The sequence below is a fragment of the Lysinibacillus fusiformis genome, assembly GCF_002845985.1.
In the GTDB taxonomy this organism is placed as follows: Bacteria; Bacillota; Bacilli; order Bacillales_A; family Planococcaceae; genus Lysinibacillus; species Lysinibacillus fusiformis_D.
In genome coordinates this window covers 411,476-429,521 of the sequence record NZ_PDFK01000001.1, presented here as the reverse complement: position 1 = coordinate 429,521, position 18,046 = coordinate 411,476, and the positions used below count along the sequence as shown (strand labels likewise).

Annotated in this window: 24 protein-coding genes; 16 read left to right on the top strand and 8 right to left on the bottom strand. The window is 38.0% G+C overall.

What is annotated here, in order from left to right; genetic code table 11:
• Window positions 1-7 precede the first annotated feature (7 nt).
• The 8 genes from CRI88_RS02280 (at window position 8) to CRI88_RS02245 (ending at window position 6,771) form a co-directional block, all read left to right on the top strand.
• Window positions 8-1,054 carry a type IV pilus twitching motility protein PilT gene (locus tag CRI88_RS02280; protein ID WP_036128104.1) on the top strand — a complete coding sequence of 349 codons (1,047 nt, stop codon included), beginning with the start codon at window positions 8-10 and terminating at the stop codon, window positions 1,052-1,054.
• On the top strand, window positions 1,051-2,256 hold the full coding sequence (locus tag CRI88_RS02275) for a type II secretion system F family protein (RefSeq protein ID WP_058843955.1): 1,206 nt from the start codon (window positions 1,051-1,053) through the stop codon (window positions 2,254-2,256). The genes CRI88_RS02280 and CRI88_RS02275 overlap by 4 nt, the downstream gene beginning before the upstream one ends.
• Before the next feature lie 87 nt (window positions 2,257-2,343).
• Window positions 2,344-2,829: a prepilin-type N-terminal cleavage/methylation domain-containing protein gene (locus CRI88_RS02270; protein WP_036128097.1), complete on the top strand. Its 486-nt coding sequence runs from the start codon at window positions 2,344-2,346 to the stop codon at window positions 2,827-2,829.
• 112 nt (window positions 2,830-2,941) lie between these two features.
• Window positions 2,942-3,916 carry a type IV pilus biogenesis protein PilM gene (gene pilM, locus CRI88_RS02265; RefSeq protein WP_058843956.1) on the top strand — a complete coding sequence of 325 codons (975 nt, stop codon included), beginning with the start codon at window positions 2,942-2,944 and terminating at the stop codon, window positions 3,914-3,916.
• Window positions 3,916-4,509, top strand: a complete 594-nt coding sequence (locus CRI88_RS02260; protein ID WP_058843957.1) for a PilN domain-containing protein — start codon at window positions 3,916-3,918, stop codon at window positions 4,507-4,509. The genes pilM and CRI88_RS02260 overlap by 1 nt, the downstream gene beginning before the upstream one ends.
• Window positions 4,506-5,195, top strand: a complete 690-nt coding sequence (locus CRI88_RS02255; protein WP_058843958.1) for a hypothetical protein — start codon at window positions 4,506-4,508, stop codon at window positions 5,193-5,195. Before CRI88_RS02260 ends, CRI88_RS02255 begins: the two co-directional genes overlap by 4 nt.
• Before the next feature lie 67 nt (window positions 5,196-5,262).
• Window positions 5,263-6,015 carry a prepilin peptidase gene (locus tag CRI88_RS02250; protein ID WP_036128085.1) on the top strand — a complete coding sequence of 251 codons (753 nt, stop codon included), beginning with the start codon at window positions 5,263-5,265 and terminating at the stop codon, window positions 6,013-6,015.
• Between the two features lie 33 nt (window positions 6,016-6,048).
• Complete coding sequence (locus tag CRI88_RS02245; protein ID WP_036128080.1) at window positions 6,049-6,771, top strand: gamma-glutamyl-gamma-aminobutyrate hydrolase family protein; 723 nt, start codon at window positions 6,049-6,051, stop codon at window positions 6,769-6,771.
• A 110-nt stretch (window positions 6,772-6,881) separates the two neighbouring features.
• Here the strand turns inward: CRI88_RS02245 and lexA are convergent, their stop codons facing one another.
• Entirely contained in the window at window positions 6,882-7,499 is a 618-nt protein-coding gene (gene lexA / locus CRI88_RS02240; protein WP_004232118.1) for a transcriptional repressor LexA, read from the bottom strand.
• A gap of 166 nt (window positions 7,500-7,665) precedes the next feature.
• Here lexA and yneA point away from each other — a divergent pair, with 166 nt between their 5' ends.
• Together yneA and CRI88_RS02230 are read left to right on the top strand one after the other, a co-directional pair.
• Window positions 7,666-7,980, top strand: a complete 315-nt coding sequence (gene yneA / locus CRI88_RS02235; RefSeq protein ID WP_058843959.1) for a cell division suppressor protein YneA — start codon at window positions 7,666-7,668, stop codon at window positions 7,978-7,980.
• The gene (locus tag CRI88_RS02230) at window positions 7,977-8,642 is read left to right on the top strand and encodes a YneB family resolvase-like protein (RefSeq protein WP_058843960.1); all 666 of its coding nucleotides are present in this window, start codon (window positions 7,977-7,979) and stop codon (window positions 8,640-8,642) included. The genes yneA and CRI88_RS02230 overlap by 4 nt, the downstream gene beginning before the upstream one ends.
• 40 nt (window positions 8,643-8,682) lie before the next feature.
• Here the strand turns inward: CRI88_RS02230 and def are convergent, their stop codons facing one another.
• Window positions 8,683-9,258 carry a peptide deformylase gene (def, locus tag CRI88_RS02225; protein WP_058843962.1) on the bottom strand — a complete coding sequence of 192 codons (576 nt, stop codon included), beginning with the start codon at window positions 9,256-9,258 and terminating at the stop codon, window positions 8,683-8,685.
• Between the two features lie 268 nt (window positions 9,259-9,526).
• A complete protein-coding gene (locus tag CRI88_RS02215; protein WP_058843964.1) occupies window positions 9,527-10,048 on the bottom strand; it encodes a GNAT family N-acetyltransferase in 522 nt (173 codons plus the stop codon).
• Between the two features lie 186 nt (window positions 10,049-10,234).
• On the opposite strand from CRI88_RS02215, the gene CRI88_RS02210 reads away from it, so the two are divergent.
• The 3 genes from CRI88_RS02210 (at window position 10,235) to CRI88_RS02200 (ending at window position 12,850) form a co-directional block, all read left to right on the top strand.
• On the top strand, window positions 10,235-10,468 hold the full coding sequence (locus tag CRI88_RS02210) for a DUF896 domain-containing protein (RefSeq protein ID WP_036128062.1): 234 nt from the start codon (window positions 10,235-10,237) through the stop codon (window positions 10,466-10,468).
• 124 nt (window positions 10,469-10,592) lie between these two features.
• The gene (gene tkt, locus CRI88_RS02205; protein WP_101966373.1) at window positions 10,593-12,587 is read left to right on the top strand and encodes a transketolase; all 1,995 of its coding nucleotides are present in this window, start codon (window positions 10,593-10,595) and stop codon (window positions 12,585-12,587) included.
• A 47-nt stretch (window positions 12,588-12,634) separates the two neighbouring features.
• On the top strand, window positions 12,635-12,850 hold the full coding sequence (locus tag CRI88_RS02200; RefSeq protein WP_058843966.1) for an HAD family hydrolase: 216 nt from the start codon (window positions 12,635-12,637) through the stop codon (window positions 12,848-12,850).
• 39 nt (window positions 12,851-12,889) lie between these two features.
• Here the strand turns inward: CRI88_RS02200 and CRI88_RS02195 are convergent, their stop codons facing one another.
• From CRI88_RS02195 to CRI88_RS02175, 5 genes are all read right to left on the bottom strand, one after another.
• Complete coding sequence (locus tag CRI88_RS02195; protein ID WP_036128056.1) at window positions 12,890-13,522, bottom strand: response regulator transcription factor; 633 nt, start codon at window positions 13,520-13,522, stop codon at window positions 12,890-12,892.
• Window positions 13,497-14,537 carry a sensor histidine kinase gene (locus CRI88_RS02190; RefSeq protein ID WP_036128054.1) on the bottom strand — a complete coding sequence of 347 codons (1,041 nt, stop codon included), beginning with the start codon at window positions 14,535-14,537 and terminating at the stop codon, window positions 13,497-13,499. Before CRI88_RS02190 ends, CRI88_RS02195 begins: the two co-directional genes overlap by 26 nt.
• The gene (liaF, locus tag CRI88_RS02185) at window positions 14,534-15,226 is read right to left on the bottom strand and encodes a cell wall-active antibiotics response protein LiaF (protein ID WP_230593964.1); all 693 of its coding nucleotides are present in this window, start codon (window positions 15,224-15,226) and stop codon (window positions 14,534-14,536) included. Before liaF ends, CRI88_RS02190 begins: the two co-directional genes overlap by 4 nt.
• A 103-nt stretch (window positions 15,227-15,329) precedes the next feature.
• On the bottom strand, window positions 15,330-15,968 hold the full coding sequence (locus CRI88_RS02180) for a PspA/IM30 family protein (protein WP_036128047.1): 639 nt from the start codon (window positions 15,966-15,968) through the stop codon (window positions 15,330-15,332).
• A gap of 16 nt (window positions 15,969-15,984) precedes the next feature.
• Window positions 15,985-16,341, bottom strand: a complete 357-nt coding sequence (locus tag CRI88_RS02175; protein ID WP_036128044.1) for a lmo0954 family membrane protein — start codon at window positions 16,339-16,341, stop codon at window positions 15,985-15,987.
• 306 nt (window positions 16,342-16,647) lie between these two features.
• Between CRI88_RS02175 and sirA the strand changes: the two genes are divergently transcribed.
• From sirA to CRI88_RS02160, 3 genes are all read left to right on the top strand, one after another.
• Window positions 16,648-17,106, top strand: coding sequence for a sporulation inhibitor of replication protein SirA (gene sirA / locus CRI88_RS02170; RefSeq protein WP_170829784.1), 459 nt, complete (start codon window positions 16,648-16,650; stop codon window positions 17,104-17,106).
• Between the two features lie 98 nt (window positions 17,107-17,204).
• Window positions 17,205-17,423 (top strand): YneF family protein, encoded by a 219-nt coding sequence (locus CRI88_RS02165; RefSeq protein ID WP_004232154.1) that lies wholly within the window; start codon window positions 17,205-17,207, stop codon window positions 17,421-17,423.
• Between the two features lie 145 nt (window positions 17,424-17,568).
• Window positions 17,569-18,039, top strand: coding sequence for an S-ribosylhomocysteine lyase (locus CRI88_RS02160; protein WP_058843967.1), 471 nt, complete (start codon window positions 17,569-17,571; stop codon window positions 18,037-18,039).
• Window positions 18,040-18,046: the final 7 nt, after the last annotated feature.

The following is an 18,046-nucleotide window of genomic DNA, read 5'->3' as shown; positions in this document are numbered from 1 at the left end:
GATAAAAATGACATCTTATTCAATCGTTGAATTATTAACACGTGCGTTTGAAGAAAAAGCATCGGATCTTCATTTAACAAAAGGTATTCCGCCAGTATATCGTATTCATGGGCAGTTGGAACATTATGGTGCAGATCCATTAGATTCTGAAGAATTAAAGGGAATGGTAAATGCCATTCTCCCTGTACATAAACAACAGGAGTTTGAGGGAAAGGGAGAAACTGACTTTAACTTTTCATTGCCTGGGAAATGTCGATTCCGTGTAAATGCCTATCATCAGCGAAATGAAGTGACAATAGCGGCTCGTTTAATTGAAGCTAAAATTCCATCTATTGAAGCACTTAATATGCCACAAGTGTTATATAAGCTTGCGGAAAAACCACAAGGTTTAATTTTAGTAACTGGTCCAACAGGCTCAGGTAAATCAACTACATTAGCAGCAATGATTGATTATATCAACGAGACAAGATCAAAACATATTATTACGTTAGAGGATCCAATTGAATACTTGCATACTCATAAAAAGTCTATCATCAATCAGCGTGAGGTTGGTGTCGATACAATGAGCTTTGCGAATGGTTTACGAGCATCATTGCGTCAAGACCCAGATATTATTTTAGTTGGGGAGATGCGAGATTATGAAACGATTTCAACGGCTATCACGGCTGCTGAAACAGGGCATTTAGTAATGGCAACACTTCATACAAGTAGTGCACCAACTACAATCGACCGTATTATTGATGTATTTCCACCGCATCAGCAAAGTCAAATTCGAGTGCAGCTTGCGAATGTACTGCAAGGTATTGTTTCACAGCGTTTATTTATTCGTAAAGATGTAAAAGGGCGCATTGCTGCGACAGAAATTTTAGTACAAGCTCCTGCCATTTCGAATTTAATTCGCAATGAAAAAATTCACCAAATTCCAAGCGTAATGCAGACAAGTAAAGCATTGGGCATGCACACATTAGAATCTTCGATGCAGCACCTGATTACCACAGGTAAGATCTCGCTAGAAGATGCACGGCCATACATGAACGCTGGTGATTATAGTTGACTGTATTTCGTTATAGTGGTCGCACCAAAACAGGAGCACCTAAAAAGGGCATTATTGAAGCCCCAAATAAAAAAATTGCTATGGAGAAGCTTCGTGCACAAGGAATAAATGCGCGGGAGCTTCAAGAATCAAATAGCATTTTACATAAGGACATTGCCATTGGTACAAAAGTGAAGCACCAAGAGTTTGTTATTTATTGTCGGCAGTATGCGACATTAATTCGTGCTGGTGTCCCTGTCGTTGAAGCGACGCGTATTTTGGGTGAGCAAACACGGAATAAACCACTAAAGCGAGCATTGATGCAAGTTGAAGAGGATATTCGGAGTGGGATGGCATTTTCAGATGCAGCAGGTAAACATCCCAAAGTGTTTCCCTTGCTTTTTGTCAATATGATGCGTGCTGGAGAGGCTACTGGTAACGTTGACGACACATTAGATCGTCTGGCAAGCACACTAGAAAAGCAATATAACATCAAGAAAAAAATTCAATCGGCAATGACCTATCCAGCAATATTATCCCTTTTAACGCTGGTGGTTGGCATGTTTTTAATGGTTTTTATTGTGCCTACCTTTATGGATGCATTTAAAGATATGGACTTAGAAATGCCGCTAATTACAGTTATTGTTGTTGGTATAAGTGATTGGTTGATTCAGTTTTGGTATCTCGTGATTTTAGGGCTATTAGTGTTAGTAGTGGGATCACGTTATTTTTATAAAAATAATAAAGAGTTTCATTATACAGTTAATGTTTTGTTACTCCGCATGCCTATCTTTGGCCAACTTTTACAAAAAGATATTATAGCGAGAATGACGAGAACTCTATCTACTCTTTTTAGTAGCTCGGTGCCGATTTTACAAGCCCTAACGATTGTTGAAAAAGTCGGAGGTAATCCAGTTATGGGAAAAGTAGTGCTGGAGGCCCGCGATAATTTAGAAAAAGGTGGCACATTATCAGAGCCACTTGAAAAAAGCTGGCTATTTCCACCTCTTGTTACACAAATGACAGCAATTGGTGAGAAAACAGGCTCCTTGGATTACATGCTTGAAAAAATTGCTGATTTTTACGAGGAAGAAGTAAACCGTGCCGTCGATACAATGAAGTCACTTATCGAACCTTTAATGATTATAGTACTTGCTCTTGTTGTAGGAGTAATTGTTGCGGCTATATTCTTACCAATGTTCCAACTATATGAAAATATGTAATTTTTAATTATATAAAACTTATTTAGAAATTGAATTAGAAGACCGTGTTTTCACACTTCATATAAAACTACTAAGGAGGAATTCTCTATGTTTAAAAAATGGAAAAATAAAAAACTATTGAAAAATGAGAAGGGTTTAACATTAGTTGAACTTTTAGCTGTAATTGTTATTTTAGCAATTATCGCAGCAATCGCTGTGCCTGCAATTGGTAATATTATTAATAAGTCAAAGGACCGTGCTATTTTAGCAGAAGCATCAAATATTCTATCTGGTGCTAAGATTGCTTATATTGATGGCGCTTGTAAAGGAGACAGCTCAGATAATGAGTGTGTGAAAGATGAATTAGAAGCGTTTGTAGATGGTATTGAGCTAGGAAGCAATGATAAAGTAACGTATAACGAAAGTGAAAAAAAATGGTCAATTTCATATGGTAGATTTGAAGAGATTAAAACAGAGAGTCTCAAAGTTAGCTCAACTGCAGGTGCAATAACAATATTTGAAGAAGAACTTAATAAACTATTAAAAAGTGCAGGAGTAGATAAGAAAAAAACAGAAAATACTAAAACTCAATAATCAGTCCTCCCAACCCATTCAGAAACGATAATTTTCTTGCGTTTCTGGCTGGGGAATGGATGACTAATTGATAAAATCATTTATACTGAATAGGAAAAGGAGGTCTTTTCACATGTTTAAGAGAAAGAGAAAGTCGCATGTATCGATTGAACTGAAGGATTATGTGCTACGTGCGATTGTGGCGAAAGGACCTGAGCCTAGTCATTGGCATGGCTATGAATATCCTTTACCAGTTGATATCGTTGAAAATGGAGCAATCATAGATGAGGTGGCTCTTTTTGAAATTATTAAAGAACAGGTTGTGAAGTGGACAGGAAAAAAACAGGCTGTGCGTATGTTTGTGCCTGATACAACTGTTTTATTAAAAAGTTTCGAGCATCCTAAAGATGTTAAACCACAGGAATTACGAGGATATGCTGAAATGGAGTTGGGCCATTCTATTCATTTACCTTTTCAGGACCCGTTAATTGATGTTTATGATCCCGATGCGGAGGACGGCAAGGCGATATTATTTGCTGCACCTTCAGAGGAAATTACGAAAATAGTAGGAATGCTGTTAGATGTCTCCTTGGACCCTGAAGCTGCCGATATTCGAGCCTTATGCAATATACGTTTGTTAGAACATATGTCAATGTTAGTGCCTAATAAAACATATTTAATTGCTGAGTGGTCTATCAATGAACTTTCCATTAGTATCTTTTCAAACGGACAGGTTGAGTTTTTACGTTATCAATCGATTGAAACAGATATGGCACAATGGCAGGGCAAAAAAGTCGATGAATTTAGCTACCAATTTCTCTACAATGGTGAAACCGAAGATTACCAGATGGTCGTCATGGATCAGGTTTTAGAAATTGATCGGATGATGAATTTCTTTAAGTTTTCTTTACATAAAGGGGAAAAAACAGTAGATGAAATCATAATGCTTGGTGATAACCCGTTACTCAAATCAATAGGAACCTTATTATCTTCTAATTTAGAGACACCTTTGATGATTGTTGATGGAGCAAAAATTGAAAAGTTCTTTCCTTATTTTAAAAAAGAATTTTCAACATTGCTAGGCTTAGCTTTGAAGGAGGTTCATTAATGGTTCCAGATATAAACCTCTTACCACAGCTTGAAAAACGGTCTACTTCACCAAAGCTTTTTTATAGCTTGATAATTGTCATTGTGGGTCTAATAGCAGCTTATTTACTATTTATATTTTTTACAGCTAAAAGTGATTTGTCACGTTTAGCTGCTGAGGAAAAGACATTAACGACACAGCTTGAACAATTACAGCAAGAGTTAGATGTAAGACAAAGTGTTGATCAGGGATCATTGGAGGAATCTGTTGCCTATATTCAAGGTGTTTCTTATCCTGTAACCCCATTAATTGATGAAACGAAAACTTTACTACCAACTCAAACATACTTGCGTAGCTACGTTTTTGGGGAAAATACAGTTACTATTGAAGTGGATTTTGAAACGATGACCGATATATCGAAATATGTAGAGCGACTTTTAATGAGTAGTTTTTTTACAGACGCACAAATTAATACAGTGTCAAACTTCGATATAGAGCTTGGCGAACAGAAGGAATTAACGCCTGAACAAAAATTTAAAGAAGTACCACGTTATTCAGTGTCCATTACGGCGACAATCGACTTTATATATTTAGCTGGAGGACGACGCTCATGAATAAATTAACGAGTAGTAAAAATTCATCTATTATCTTGTTATTGACTTTAATCGTTTCTATTTTATTTGCGCTTTATTATTATTTATTATTACCAAGATTAAATGAAGTAGAAGCAAAAGAGAGTCATGTATCACAACTCCAGCAAGAGATTTCTAGTGTAAAAGAACAATTAGCTCAATTAGACAAGGAGCAGGGTCAGTCGACTATCAATGTTTTAGCGTTAAGACAGAAGCTACCTACAACAAGAGCTGTTGAAAAGATCATACTAGATTTAGCTGAGATTGAGGAAGTGACAGGAACACGCATAAAGTCATTAACAGTTCAAAATGATGATGCGGCTGTTTCGCAATCAGATGTATCGCAAGACCTTAATCTGTTGGAGCAAGCTGAAGAAGAGGTTAATGGTGAGCAGGATAACAAGATTAAGAGTTCACCGATTTCATCTATTTCAAAGGATTCCTTACCATCGAATTTAAAGTTGATTACTTTTATATTAGAGGTTGGGGCGCTTGATTTTAATTCTCTAGAGAGCTTTTTACAAGAAATTGAACAATTACAGCGTGTGATGAAAACGGATACTATCGAATTCAAATTGCCTGGAGAGCAGGATCAATTAGAAAAAGATACGGATCTTACTTTACAAGCTACCGTCCAGGTGACGACGTTCTATTACGAAGGAGAGTAATAATTGCATTGATAGGCGTTCCATACTGCATCTGTATGGGCGCCTATTAGTTTAGGAGGACAGAAAATTGGAAATGGCTTATACAATCTTTCTATTTTTATTTGGGCTTGTCTTTGGCTCTTTTTATAATGTGGTAGGCTTACGTGTGCCACAGAAGGAGTCGATTGTACAACCTCCTTCACATTGTACTAAATGTCAAAGGCAACTGACGGCGCTTGATTTAGTGCCAGTTTTATCTTATGTGTTTTTTGGGGGGAAATGTCGGAGCTGTGGTAATAAAATAGCTTGGATTTATCCAGTAATGGAATTATTAACAGGATTATTGTTTGCCTTTGCATATTGGCAGCTTGGTTGGAGCATAGAGTTTATAGTAGCCCTATTTTTTATTTCATTATTAGTCATCATTGTTGTTTCTGATATAGCCTATATGCTGATTCCGAATAAGGTGCTTTTATTCTTTTTACCCTTCCTTATTATTGGACGAGTATTGTCGCCATTAACACCCTGGTGGGACTGTGCTGTAGGTGCAGTCGTTGGTTTCGGCATATTATATAGTATTGCTGTGATATCAAACGGGGGCATGGGTGGAGGCGATATTAAATTATTCTTTTTAATTGGACTTGTTCTTGGTACAATGCATACACTGTTAACATTATTTATAGCTGCAGTTATCGGCATGATTGTCGGGCTTGTCGTGTTAACGAAGAACAAGCAGGGGAGAAAAACACCTATTCCTTTTGGACCTTCTATTGCATTAGCCGCTATCATTGTCTATTTTTATGGGGATTCATTAATCGATTGGTATTTAGGTTTTTGGTAATTGTTCAATCTTCAAGCATATGGAGGGAAGCAAGTGAAACCGATTATTGGCATTACAGCCTTTGTGGAAGATGATTTATCCTCTCGATTAAATGCTGCTTACAGTAAAAGTATCATTGATGCAGGTGGGATTCCTCTTATTATTCCACTTGGCGTAGAGGAGGATGCCACACAAATTCTATCCCTTACAGATGGTTTATTGTTATCTGGAGGCTATGACGTGCATCCATTTCTGTATGGGGCAGAGCCTGCACCAAAACTAGGGAAAATTCATCCAGCAAGAGATACGGTAGAGTTAGCATTAATTGAAGCGGCATTCACACGAAAGATGCCTATTTTGGGTATTTGCCGAGGCATTCAAATACTAAATGTAGCACTAGGTGGTACTTTATTTCAGGATATTGATAGTGACCATTTTAGTACTAAGCTGCTCAAGCATGTACAGCAATCTGCTCGAGCTGTAGCTACTCATTATGTACAAATTATGGAGGAGAATTTATTAGCGACCATTTTACAACAAGAGAAAATAGCGGTAAATTCATTTCATCATCAGGCAGTTAATGTATTAGCAGAGAAATTAAAAGTAGCAGCAAAATCGAGTGATGGCATTATCGAAGCAGTTGTTCATGAAGAGTTGCCATTTTGCTTGGCTGTTCAGTGGCATCCCGAGGAACTAGCTATAGCAGGAGATGAGCCTGCACAAAAATTATTTTCAGCCTTTGTTGAAGCTAGCTTAAAATTCAAAAAGGAAGCGTAGCAGGGGGACTGTACAAAGAATCCAACCATATATGGATTCTTTTTTTGCGTAAAAAAGAGGATACATGCTCTTAGAAGGAACACATAATCCTCAAAACCTACTTTAAATGATTAATGTACACGACGATATAGTCCTACAACTTGTCCTAAAATAGAAACTTGATCGACGATAATAGGCTCCATAGATGAGTTTTCAGGCTGTAAACGGAAATGATTTTTTTCCTTGAAGAAACGTTTGACCGTTGCTTCATCCTCTGCTGTCATGGCTACAACAATATCTCCGTTATTAGCTGTTGCCTTTTGCTTCACAATAACTAAATCGCCGTCTAAAATTCCTGCTTCAATCATAGATTCCCCCATAATCTCTAGCATGAATAACTGATCCTCGCTTGTGCCATACGTATCTGGTAATGGGAAATATTCTTCAATGTTTTCAATAGCAGTAATTGGGGAACCAGCAGTTACCTTCCCCACAAGTGGTACATGAATGACTTGTTGCTTTTGAATAGACTCTTCAGGCTCTAAAATTTCAATTGCACGTGGCTTTGTTGGATCTCGACGAATAAAGCCCTTTTGTTCTAATCGAGCTAAATGACCATGAACAGTTGAACTTGAAGCAAGTCCGACTGCTTCCCCGATTTCACGTACTGATGGTGGATATCCCTTAGCTCGTACCTCTTCTTTAATAAAAGCCAAAATGTCCTCTTGTCTTTTCGAAACTTTTTTCATGAGTGCTCACCTCTTTTTTCTAATATCATTCTTCTTATTTGATAGTATAACAGAATGCGAACATGTATGCAAACATAGGTTCGAAAAGTGTTTGACAAAAACGTTTGTTCGCTTTATTATGAGAACATACATTCCGAACAAACATTCTAAAAAAGGGGTTGTAACTATGACATGGTTAAAGAAAAATACACATATCTCCATTTTATTAGGAGCTTGTCTACTATTTGCAGGATACCTTTACATAACTGATCCAGGAGATGTTAATTACGCAGAAATTCAAATTGAACATGGGGATAGCTTGTGGTCGTTAGCAGAGCAATACCGTGGTAAGATGAGTACAGATGATTGGATTAAGCTGGTCAAAACAGAAAATGAATTAGCAGATATTAAAATTGTGGCAGGAAAGTCTCTAGTTATTCCTGTATTGAATAATCAAGCCAATCCCATCCATACTATCGAAATTGCGAGAACTGAACAATGATGAATAAACAATTGTCGGCTGTTGTCTATTGCCGTGTAAGTACTGAAAAAGAAACACAAAGCTCCTCATTAGAGCGCCAACAGGAAGAGTTGCTGCGCTATGCTAGAGAGCAAGGCTATGAGGTAAAGGGTGTATTTAAGGATAAGCATAGCGGCTATGATGTAGAACGCGATGGCTTGCTTGAAATGCTTGATTTCATTAAAGAAAAGGGAATTAATGCCCTTTTTGTACAAGATGAAACACGATTAGGACGTGGGAACGCAAGGATGGCTGTGTTGCATTTATTGCAAAAATCAGCAACAGATGTTTTTTCCATGCGCGATGCAGGACCCGTTCAACTAAATGAAATGGACACGATGCTGCTTGAGATTTTAGCAATCGTGGAGGAGTATCAACGAAGAATCCATAATGCTAAAATACGTCGAGGCATGCGACGCGCTGTAGAAAATGGCTATCGTCCTGAAAATAATTTATCGAACCGAGGGAATCCCCATGGGCAGGAGCGAAAGGATCTACCTGTAGATGAAATTGTCAAGCTACGCAAACGTGGATTTACCTTTGAGGAAATTTCGATCACGCTTCGAGGGTTGGGCTTTGAAGTAAGTAAAGCGACTGTTCATCGTCGCTTCCAAGAACATCAAGAAAGATTAGCAGGCAAATAATATCGCCTGCTAATCTTTTTTTATTCACAGTAAAAAAACGCTATTGATAGGAAGTCAAACTGTTGATGATGATGTTAGTAGGTAGTCGAAAAGGATTCTCTTTATTTATTCGATCATAAAACATTATGCCATTTAAATGATCGATTTCATGTTGGACAACGATCGCCCCATAGCCCTGAAACGGCAGGATGAATTCTTGACCATCAATGTCATATGCTCTGACCTTAATACGCTCGTATCTTGGCACAAAACCATGGACAGGTCGATTAACCGACAGGCAGCCTTCTCCATCAGGTAAATAAATCATATTGAGGGAATGACTTATGATTTTGGGATTGATAAACACCATTTCATTATGATCAAATAGTACAGCAAACATTCGTTTGTCTACACCTATTTGATTTGCAGACAACCCAGTTCCAGGGCGAAGCTTATATTTTTTTGCTAGCGTTGGATCTTGGCTGTTTTTGAGATATTGCAGCATAGCTAATAAAGTATTTCGATCCTCTTGGTTTAAGGGTGTCGTCACTTCTTCGGTTTGTTTTCGTAATAATACCGAGTCTTCTTTCACAAAATCTTTCATGGTAATGATCGAATCAGGAAGAAATTTAGTCATACATAAACACCTCATCAATACGGCTATTGAGGACTTTAGCCATCTTCAAAGCTAATGGCTCGTACTTATCATTTTCAATACAATTAATTGTCTGTCTAACAACACCGCATTCTTTCGTAAGTATAGCTTTGGTTATCCCTAATTTGTTTCTCAACATTTTGATCATACTCCTCAGGTTTATCCCTCCGTTTTGTCTGAAGTGTTAGCCATTTATTTTATACTCTTTTTACTGAATGACCAAATGTTGTTACTATGTAACACGGTCATTTTATAGAGTTCTATGCCATTCTTCTTGCAAGATTGCGTAATAGTATTCATCCCACCAATTGTCACCATGCGGTATACATTTTTTAAAAAATCCTTCACGCCGCATACCGATCTTTTCCATCACTCGGTAAGAAGCTATATTTTCGGGTTGGCATGTTGCTATTATTCTATGAAGCTTCAATTTGGAAAATCCATAATCTAATAGGGCTTGAGCAGCTTCTGATGCATAGCCATGTTGCTGATAAGCAGGATTCAATACCCATCCAATTTCATAGGTATGTTCGCCAAAGCATCGATGAAAAACTAAATGACCAATAACTTCTGGTTGATCGCGTAAAGTAATGGCAAAATGCTTAGCTTGATCCGCGCTATTTTCTGTTATAAATTTTTGGACTTGTTCTTCCGTTAAAACTCCTTCAGGCATATAATGCATCACCGTTTCATCAGACATATAGCTATAAACAGCCTGCCAATCTTGGGCTTCAAATTTTCGGATAAGTAATCGCTGTGTTGTGATGTTCATTTAATTTCCTCCAATAAATATAAATTTTTTCCTTTTATTATTAGTTATACACGACTAACATCTGGAAGTCATGTAAATTATGGCTAAGAAGTGTTATTAAGGGTTGGTATAACTGCATTTTAAGGGAAAGCATGCTATACTTTGCATACTGAAGTCATTAAGCTAGGTATTGAAAGGTGTGTAACAATGTTATCAAAGGAAAAAATTAACCGAATTAATGAACTTTCTGCTAAGGCCAAAAGTGGTCAATTAACAGAAGCAGAGGCTAAGGAGCGAACAGCGCTTCGCAAGGAGTACTTAGATACGTTTAGAGCGACTATGCGAGATACGATTGAAAATGTAAAAGTGGTAGATGCAGAAGGTAATGATGTGACACCAGAGAAAGTAAGACAAGCTAAAAAAAATAAATTTCTAAATTAATGTGACACAATTCAATAAAGTATGTATGAAAACGCAATTAGTATAACAAAAGCATTGTTTTCTAAAGCAATGTTGACTAAACTGTAAAAGAACAATATAGGACGAGAAAGGATGTCACAATATAATGACTCAACACGCGGATCTTTTAGCAATTAATGCTATTCGAACTTTGTCAATCGACGCTATCGAAAAAGCAAATTCTGGTCACCCAGGTTTACCAATGGGGGCGGCGCCAATGGCTTATACGCTATGGACAAAACAATTACGCCATAATCCAGCAAATCCAAAATGGTATAACCGTGATCGTTTTGTACTATCAGCTGGTCATGGTTCTATGCTTCTGTACAGCTTACTTCATCTTGGAGGCTATGGTTTACCAATGGAAGAAATTCAAAACTTCCGCCAATGGGATTCATTAACACCAGGACATCCTGAATACGGTCATACAGTAGGTGTAGAGGCAACAACTGGTCCACTTGGTCAAGGGATTGCTATGACAGTTGGTATGGCAATGGCTGAGCGTCATTTAGCGGCTACTTACAATAAACCTGGTCATGATATCGTTGACCACTACACATTTGCCCTTTGTGGTGATGGTGACTTAATGGAAGGTGTAGCAGCTGAAGCTATTTCATTGGCTGGTCACTTAAAACTTGAAAAATTAATCGTACTTTACGATTCTAATGATATTTCTTTAGACGGTGACTTAGAAAAGTCATTCTCAGAAAACGTACAAAAACGCTTTGAATCTTATGGCTGGAATTACTTAAAAGTGGCTGATGGTACAGATGTAGATGCCATTAATGCCACAATTGAAGAAGCGAAAAAATCAACTGGCAAACCAACATTAATTGAAGTAAAAACAGTGATTGGTTTTGGTTCTCCAAATAAATCTGGTAAAGCAGATTCACATGGTGCGCCACTTGGTACAGATGAAGTTGTCTTAACGAAAGCTGCGTATGAATGGGCACACAAGCCATTCCAAATTCCTGCTGAAGTGTATGATACATTTAATGCTGCTGCTGAAATACAAGGTGCACAATCTGAGGAAGCTTGGAATGCTAAATTTGCTGCATATAAAGAAGAGTTCCCAGAGTTAGCGGCTCAATTTGAAAAAGCGATGAATGGTGAATTACCAGAGGACTTTGCGTCAGAGCTACCAGTATATGAGGCAGGTAAATCTGTAGCAACACGTTCTTCTTCTGGTGACGCGATTAATGCCATTGCGAAGAAAACTCCTTCATTCTTTGGTGGTTCCGCTGACCTTGCTGGCTCCAATAAAACAACGATGAAGGGCGCAGGCGATTTCTCTGCAGACGATTATGCTGGTCGCAACATCTGGTTTGGTGTTCGTGAATTTGCAATGGGTGCTGCGATGAACGGTATGGCTCTTCATGGTGGTTTAAATGTATTTGGCGGTACGTTCTTCGTATTCTCTGATTATGTTCGTCCAGCAGTTCGTCTTTCTGCATTAATGGGGCTTCCTGTAACATATGTATTTACACATGACTCTATTGCAGTAGGGGAAGATGGTCCAACACATGAACCAATCGAACACCTTGCATCACTACGTGCGATGCCAAATCTATCTGTTATTCGTCCTGCGGATGCAAATGAATCAGCGGTAGCTTGGGAGCTTGCCGTAGCATCAGAAAAAACGCCAACTGTTTTAGTATTATCTCGTCAAAACTTACCTGTCCTTGACGCTTCTATTGAAACAGTTCGTGATGGTGTTACGAAGGGTGCTTACACAGTATCTCCTGCTACAAAAGAAGTAGCAGATGCTATTTTAATCGCAACAGGCTCTGAGGTTTCACTTGCTGTTGAAGCACAGAAAGCGTTAAAAGCAGAAGGTGTGGATGTGGCAGTTGTTTCCATGCCGTCTATGGATCGCTTTGAAAAACAAGACGCAGCTTATAAAGAATCTGTCCTACCAAAAGCTGTGACAAAACGTCTTGCGATTGAAATGGGTGCATCATTTGGCTGGCATAAATATACTGGCTTTGAAGGTGACGTTCTTGCAATCGACAAGTTCGGTGCATCAGCTCCTGGTGAATTAGTAATGGAAAAATACGGATTCACTGTAGAAAATGTCGTAGCGAAAGTAAAAGCACTATAATTTATATTAAAATACCGCAACACTCAGTCGATGTTTAAGTTCGCTGAGTGTTGCGGTATTTTTTTATCGTTTTTCATTATGATAAAAGTGAGATTATTGCAGAGGTGCTGCATCATTTTGCCAAGTATCCAAAGGAACAATTTATCATGATCGGGGCTTGTGAAAATGATTTTGATGCTATCGGCGTGACATATGGTTATGGATCACGACAAGAATTAGAAAAGGTATATTGTGGATCTAATCAAGTATCTCTAAATACATGAAAAAACTGCATGCTGACATGCAGTTTTTTATGTAGGTGTTTATTTAGCAAGGCCATTTTGAAAAGCATAGACAACAGCCTGTGTACGATCTTGCACTTCGAGCTTTGCTAAAATATTGCTAACATGTGTTTTTACGGTCTTTAAGGCAATGTATAGTTCGTCAGCGATTTCCTGATTGGCTTTACCCTTTGCCATGAGCAATAATACTTCCATTTCACGGTCAGTGAGCTGTTCGTAAAGGGGCGTATTATTACCGTGGCGCATACGGTGCATCATTTTGGATGTGACTTCTGGCTCTAATACTGTTTCGCCACCTATGGTTTTACGAATAGCATCGGCAATTTGTTTAGCATTAGAAGTTTTTAAAATATAGCTTACCGCACCAGCCTCTAAAGCAGGGTAGACTTTATCGTCATCTAAAAAACTAGTCACCATCATGATTTTTGCCTCTGGCCATGCCGTTAAAATTTCCGCTGTTGCCTCTGCTCCTGTCATGATGGGCATGACATTATCCATTAAAATAATATCAGGTCTTAGGGCAAGGGCACGCTCCACAGCCTCTTTGCCGTTTTCAGCCTCACCTACAACTGTAATATCTGGTTGTGCTGAAAGATAGGCTGAAACGCCAATCCGTACCATTTCATGATCATCCACTATGAGCACTTGTATCATCGACATGAACCTCCTCCTTCTGTAGCGGAATTTTAACCTCCACAATCGTTCCTTCTTCAGGTACGGACACAATTTTGTATGTGCAGCCAATTTCAACAGCTCGTTCAGCTATATTTTGTAAGCCGTACGAAGTTGATTTATCGGCCTCCACATCAAAGCCTAACCCATTATCCTGAATTCGTAAAATGGCTAAGTCATCTCGTGCAACAAGCAGTAACTCCACTTCACTTGCTTTGGCATGACGGAGCGTGTTAGAGAGGGCTTCCTGTGCAATACGGAATAAATGGTCTTCTTCTGCTTTTGTTAAGGCCATTTCCTCTAGCTCATATTCAATATGGAAATAAACTTTTTGTTGAAGTTCAATAATCAATTCCTCTAAGCCTTGTGCTAGCGTTTTATTGTGTAGAGCTACAGGTCGTAAGTGGAGCAGCAATGCGCGCATTTCTAGCTGTGCCTGCTGAACAATCTTTTCCACCTGTTTTAAGCTAGTAGCATTTTCGTCATTTTCAGTTAATGCTGAGAGTAACATAGAAGCCGCAAATAATTGCTGTGATACGGAATCATGCAATTCCCTAGCAAGTCGTTGGCGTTCAGCAATAATACGCTCCTGAATAATTTTATCATTTGCTTCTGCCCGTTCATTGGAGAGTCGCTGTAAGCTTTTTCGCTGTGTATCGATTAATTCACTTGTTTGAACTATTGCCTTTTTTAATGATTTCGGAAGTGCTTGTTTTTTAGGGAAAATAAAATCAGGCTCGATTAATTGCTTCACAATGCGTGTTGCTTGAGCTTCTCGTGCCCGAGCAGTCATGCTGATCCAGCTAGCAAACAGGAAGCTAAGTACAAACAGGCTAACTACGATGATGCCTCCTAGCGGAATATTATCGTAAGTCTGCTGCCACAATGGCTCCCATGTTTTTTCATCCGGATTGCCCCATACCGCCACAAGCAGACCGAAAACAGCACTCATTAAAATGAAAAATAGCGTAAACAATCTTGAGATAAAGGCAATCATTTTCGTAGCACCTCCAAATCTCCCAGCCAGGTTGCGACATGAATAATTAAAACGCGTTTAGCATCCTCAGGGTTGCCGTCAGCGAAAGTAATACTTTCATTTAAGATGCGTTGTGGCCCCTTATGTAAGCAGATAAGCTCACCAAATAACGTCGTATACTGTAAACGGAAAGGGATTTCATAGGGAATATAGATTTGAACTTTCCCGATCCCTTGGCGAATTGTAATGAGACTAGTGCCAGCAGGTAAGATTGTTTGTGTTGTATCAATCGTAATATCTCCTGCAAGGCGTTGAATTTGTACATCTTGCCATTTGTACGCTTCTGTAGGTGCTGGCATTGTGCCAATCAAGTCATTTTTAGTTGTAGGAAGCTTTTCAAAAAGCTCTGCACCGACTACCTTTGGTTCGTTTTCTCGTTGTAGGTATTGATAAAGCATATATAAGAGCATGATGACGACGAATAAACGTAGGCTCCACATGGTAAACAAAGCAATAGCAATGAAGAAAATTCCTGTCCATTTAAAAAAACGAACTTTTTTGGAAAAACTTAAATAAAGAAGTACTGCCCCAATCAATAAACAGAAGGCTCCGCCATTATTAAAAATAGTAAGCTCTACAAAGACGAGTAAAAAGAAGCATAGTACCCAAAACGTGAGCTTATTTGTTGTGAAATTTTGCAAGAGGGTCACCCTTCCTTCTACTAATAGTATAAGAGAGGGAATGGGACCCTCTATTTTTAAACGTGAAAGAATGCGCCTTATAAAGTTGGCGCATTGCTTTCATTATAACATGTTATTTATTTTCAATTAGCAGTGGTGAGTGATCTTCTGCTGCTTTTTTTTCTAATTCTGCCAGTCTTGCCTCGAAAGTTGTTACCTCATGATCTTTATCGATTTGGTAAGCTAATTTATCGATATAGGCTTCTAAATCTTCAAAATTTGTTTTATTGTTTTTGGCAATCATGCCGTCCATTTGATGGTGAGCACGTGTTACATTTTCTTTTCCCATCAGCTGTAATTGACGTACTTTCATATCTTTAATTTTATGCTTCATTGTTTCGAATTTACGCTCTAGCTCGAAGTATTCACGTGTACTCGATTCAATGCTCGCTTGTAGTGTATGATTACGAGCTGTGTAAGCCGTTACTTCATCTGTAGCGAAATCAATTAAATCCTGTTCACCACTAGTTGTTGCCAATGTTAGTTGGGCTTCACGTTTAGCTAGTAATTCAGCATTTTGCTTATATTCTTGCTCTAGCTTTTCTTTTAATTGCCCTTGTCGTTCTAATAATTTACCTGTTTGTTCTGTTTGTTTTTCTGCCTCGCGAATGTATTGATTTAACATTGCAATCGGATTTTTTTGTTCCTTTTTATCAAATATTTGATGTAAGTCTGCCTCTACTGTATATCTAAAACGTTGAAATAAATTCATTTAATTTCGCTCCTTTTTATTTTGTTAAGTTTGACCATTCTTTTTCAAAGTTTGTAAACGGATCTTCTTCTTTTTTCCCTTCGATTGTAGGGATTTTTACATCTTCGCCATTCCATTTTTTATAGATGACATAGATAATAGCGATAGCTGCAAGACCGATCATTGCTGGAATGTTAGACACTGCTGATAGAACACCGATTAGACCAACTGTAAACCAGAAAATTTTACCGAATGTTGATTTGCTTGCCATGTAGAAATGCATGCCTAGTGCTACAAATAATCCGGAGAATAGTAAACCTGCCAGTGGTCCTATTAAGGCAAGTGCAACACATGCTGCGATGACGCCTCCAGTTAGTAAAAGAAATTTTTTCATTTGTTTTAGCTCCTTTCGTTTGTACCTTTATGTTACCTCTATACAAGATTGTCTAAAACGGACTCGAAATTGATTTTGATCTAGGTCTTGAGGCTGAGAACCATCTAAGCTGTAACGAAAGTGGGTTTTTGGCGTATAAAACGAGCTGTTTTTTCTTGTTTTTGGAAAATAACTATTTTGTTTTATCAAAAAATACCATTTGTCATAAAGTCATTTATAGATGCGAAACTAGAATTTTTTCGACAAAAATAGAAGATAGATCCTTCCTTCGTTTGACAAATTAACAAGGTTGGATGAGCTATACTTATGGAAAAGAAACTGAGCGAAGGAGGATTTCTGGTGAGAACCTATTCTATATATAAGATAAAAGAAGAGCATTTAACATTTATTTTTGGCAGAGAGCGTAAGTTGTTAGAGATGATGCAAGGCTGTGAAGACGCCAACGAGAAATCCTTAAAAGAGCTTGCATATATATGTGAATCTGTTCGTTTTGAAGAAATTGCAGCGATGTTGGAACATCAACTTGATTCCAAATATGCACATTTAGAAAGAGCCCGCAATGCTTTGTTTTTAGAACATCCGATAAAAGGCAAAATGGCTATTTATTTGGTCGATCGTAAAATTTGTGTTTATTGTGAAGGTTCGCGAATGTTAGATTTAGATTTATTTCAAATGCTTGCCAAAATGAGTGAACGGTTTATTGCTTTTAATAAACAGGATAATGAGTGTGGGTGGTTAAAGCCGATGAAGTATACAATGCACTAGGAAAATTCACTACAATATATAGTAACACGCTATCATTTGGTGTATAATGGTGCGTGGAGAGTTTTTCTCGGTATATTGTAGTGGAGGAGGTTGGTTGTATGCCTACATGGGGCTGGATTATTATCGTAATTATCGCATTAGCAGCGGGAGCGGCACTTGGTTTCTATTTCGCTCGTCAAGCTATGATGAAATATTTAAAAGAAAACCCACCTATTAATGAGCAAATGATTCGTATGATGATGGCACAAATGGGTCGTACGCCGTCTGAAAAGCAAGTACGTCAAATGATGGCACAAATGAATAAATTCCAAAAGTAATCGGAATGATGAGAGCAACTAGTTCAAACTTAACTAGTTGTTTTTTTTATATTTTTTACAGTATTTAAAAAATTCTTGAAAATCATATAATTCTATCGGGAAACTATGTATAATAGAATTACCATACGGAAAGGGGTTATGTATTATGCAAAAAGAAAAGACAAATGTAGAAAGCTTTGATCTGGATCATACAAAAGTAAAGGCACCTTATGTTCGTTTAGCTGGTGTTAAAACGGGTCAAAATGGCGACGAAGTGTACAAATATGATATTCGCTTTAAACAGCCAAATAAAGAGCATATGGATATGCCTGCCTTACATTCTTTAGAGCATTTATCTGCTGACATTATTCGTAACTACTCTGATCACATTGTTGATTTTAGTCCAATGGGTTGCCAAACAGGCTTCTATGTATCACTGATTAATCATAATGATTATGAGGAATTATTAACTATTTTAGAGAAAACATTTATTGATGTGACAAAAGCAACAGCTGTTCCTGCATGCAATGAGGTGCAGTGTGGCTGGGCTGCTAGCCATAGCTTGGAAGGTGCACAATCATTAGCTGAAGAATTTTTAGCAAAACGAGATGAATGGCATATCGTTTTTGGAGAATAATCATTTA

Bases quoted from the DNA above. Each gene is read 5' to 3' on its own strand.
- def (WP_058843962.1), bottom strand. From the start codon at position 9,258: ATGACTAAATTTCTTCCTGATTCGATCATTACCATGAAAGATTTTGTG.
- CRI88_RS02190 (WP_036128054.1), bottom strand. From the start codon at position 14,537: ATGATTGCCTTTATCTCAAGATTGTTTACGCTATTTTTCATTTTAATG.
- CRI88_RS02195 (WP_036128056.1), bottom strand. From the start codon at position 13,522: ATGATACAAGTGCTCATAGTGGATGATCATGAAATGGTACGGATTGGC.
- CRI88_RS02215 (WP_058843964.1), bottom strand. From the start codon at position 10,048: ATGAACATCACAACACAGCGATTACTTATCCGAAAATTTGAAGCCCAA.
- CRI88_RS02210 (WP_036128062.1), top strand. From the start codon at position 10,235: ATGTTATCAAAGGAAAAAATTAACCGAATTAATGAACTTTCTGCTAAG.
- tkt (WP_101966373.1), top strand. From the start codon at position 10,593: ATGACTCAACACGCGGATCTTTTAGCAATTAATGCTATTCGAACTTTG.
- CRI88_RS02180 (WP_036128047.1), bottom strand. From the start codon at position 15,968: ATGAATTTATTTCAACGTTTTAGATATACAGTAGAGGCAGACTTACAT.
- CRI88_RS02160 (WP_058843967.1), top strand. From the start codon at position 17,569: ATGCAAAAAGAAAAGACAAATGTAGAAAGCTTTGATCTGGATCATACA.
- sirA (WP_170829784.1), top strand. From the start codon at position 16,648: ATGGAAAAGAAACTGAGCGAAGGAGGATTTCTGGTGAGAACCTATTCT.
- pilM (WP_058843956.1), top strand. From the start codon at position 2,942: ATGTTTAAGAGAAAGAGAAAGTCGCATGTATCGATTGAACTGAAGGAT.
- CRI88_RS02255 (WP_058843958.1), top strand. From the start codon at position 4,506: ATGAATAAATTAACGAGTAGTAAAAATTCATCTATTATCTTGTTATTG.
- yneA (WP_058843959.1), top strand. From the start codon at position 7,666: ATGACATGGTTAAAGAAAAATACACATATCTCCATTTTATTAGGAGCT.
- CRI88_RS02280 (WP_036128104.1), top strand. From the start codon at position 8: ATGACATCTTATTCAATCGTTGAATTATTAACACGTGCGTTTGAAGAA.
- CRI88_RS02165 (WP_004232154.1), top strand. From the start codon at position 17,205: ATGCCTACATGGGGCTGGATTATTATCGTAATTATCGCATTAGCAGCG.
- lexA (WP_004232118.1), bottom strand. From the start codon at position 7,499: ATGAAAAAAGTTTCGAAAAGACAAGAGGACATTTTGGCTTTTATTAAA.
- CRI88_RS02230 (WP_058843960.1), top strand. From the start codon at position 7,977: ATGATGAATAAACAATTGTCGGCTGTTGTCTATTGCCGTGTAAGTACT.
- CRI88_RS02260 (WP_058843957.1), top strand. From the start codon at position 3,916: ATGGTTCCAGATATAAACCTCTTACCACAGCTTGAAAAACGGTCTACT.
- CRI88_RS02270 (WP_036128097.1), top strand. From the start codon at position 2,344: ATGTTTAAAAAATGGAAAAATAAAAAACTATTGAAAAATGAGAAGGGT.
- CRI88_RS02175 (WP_036128044.1), bottom strand. From the start codon at position 16,341: ATGAAAAAATTTCTTTTACTAACTGGAGGCGTCATCGCAGCATGTGTT.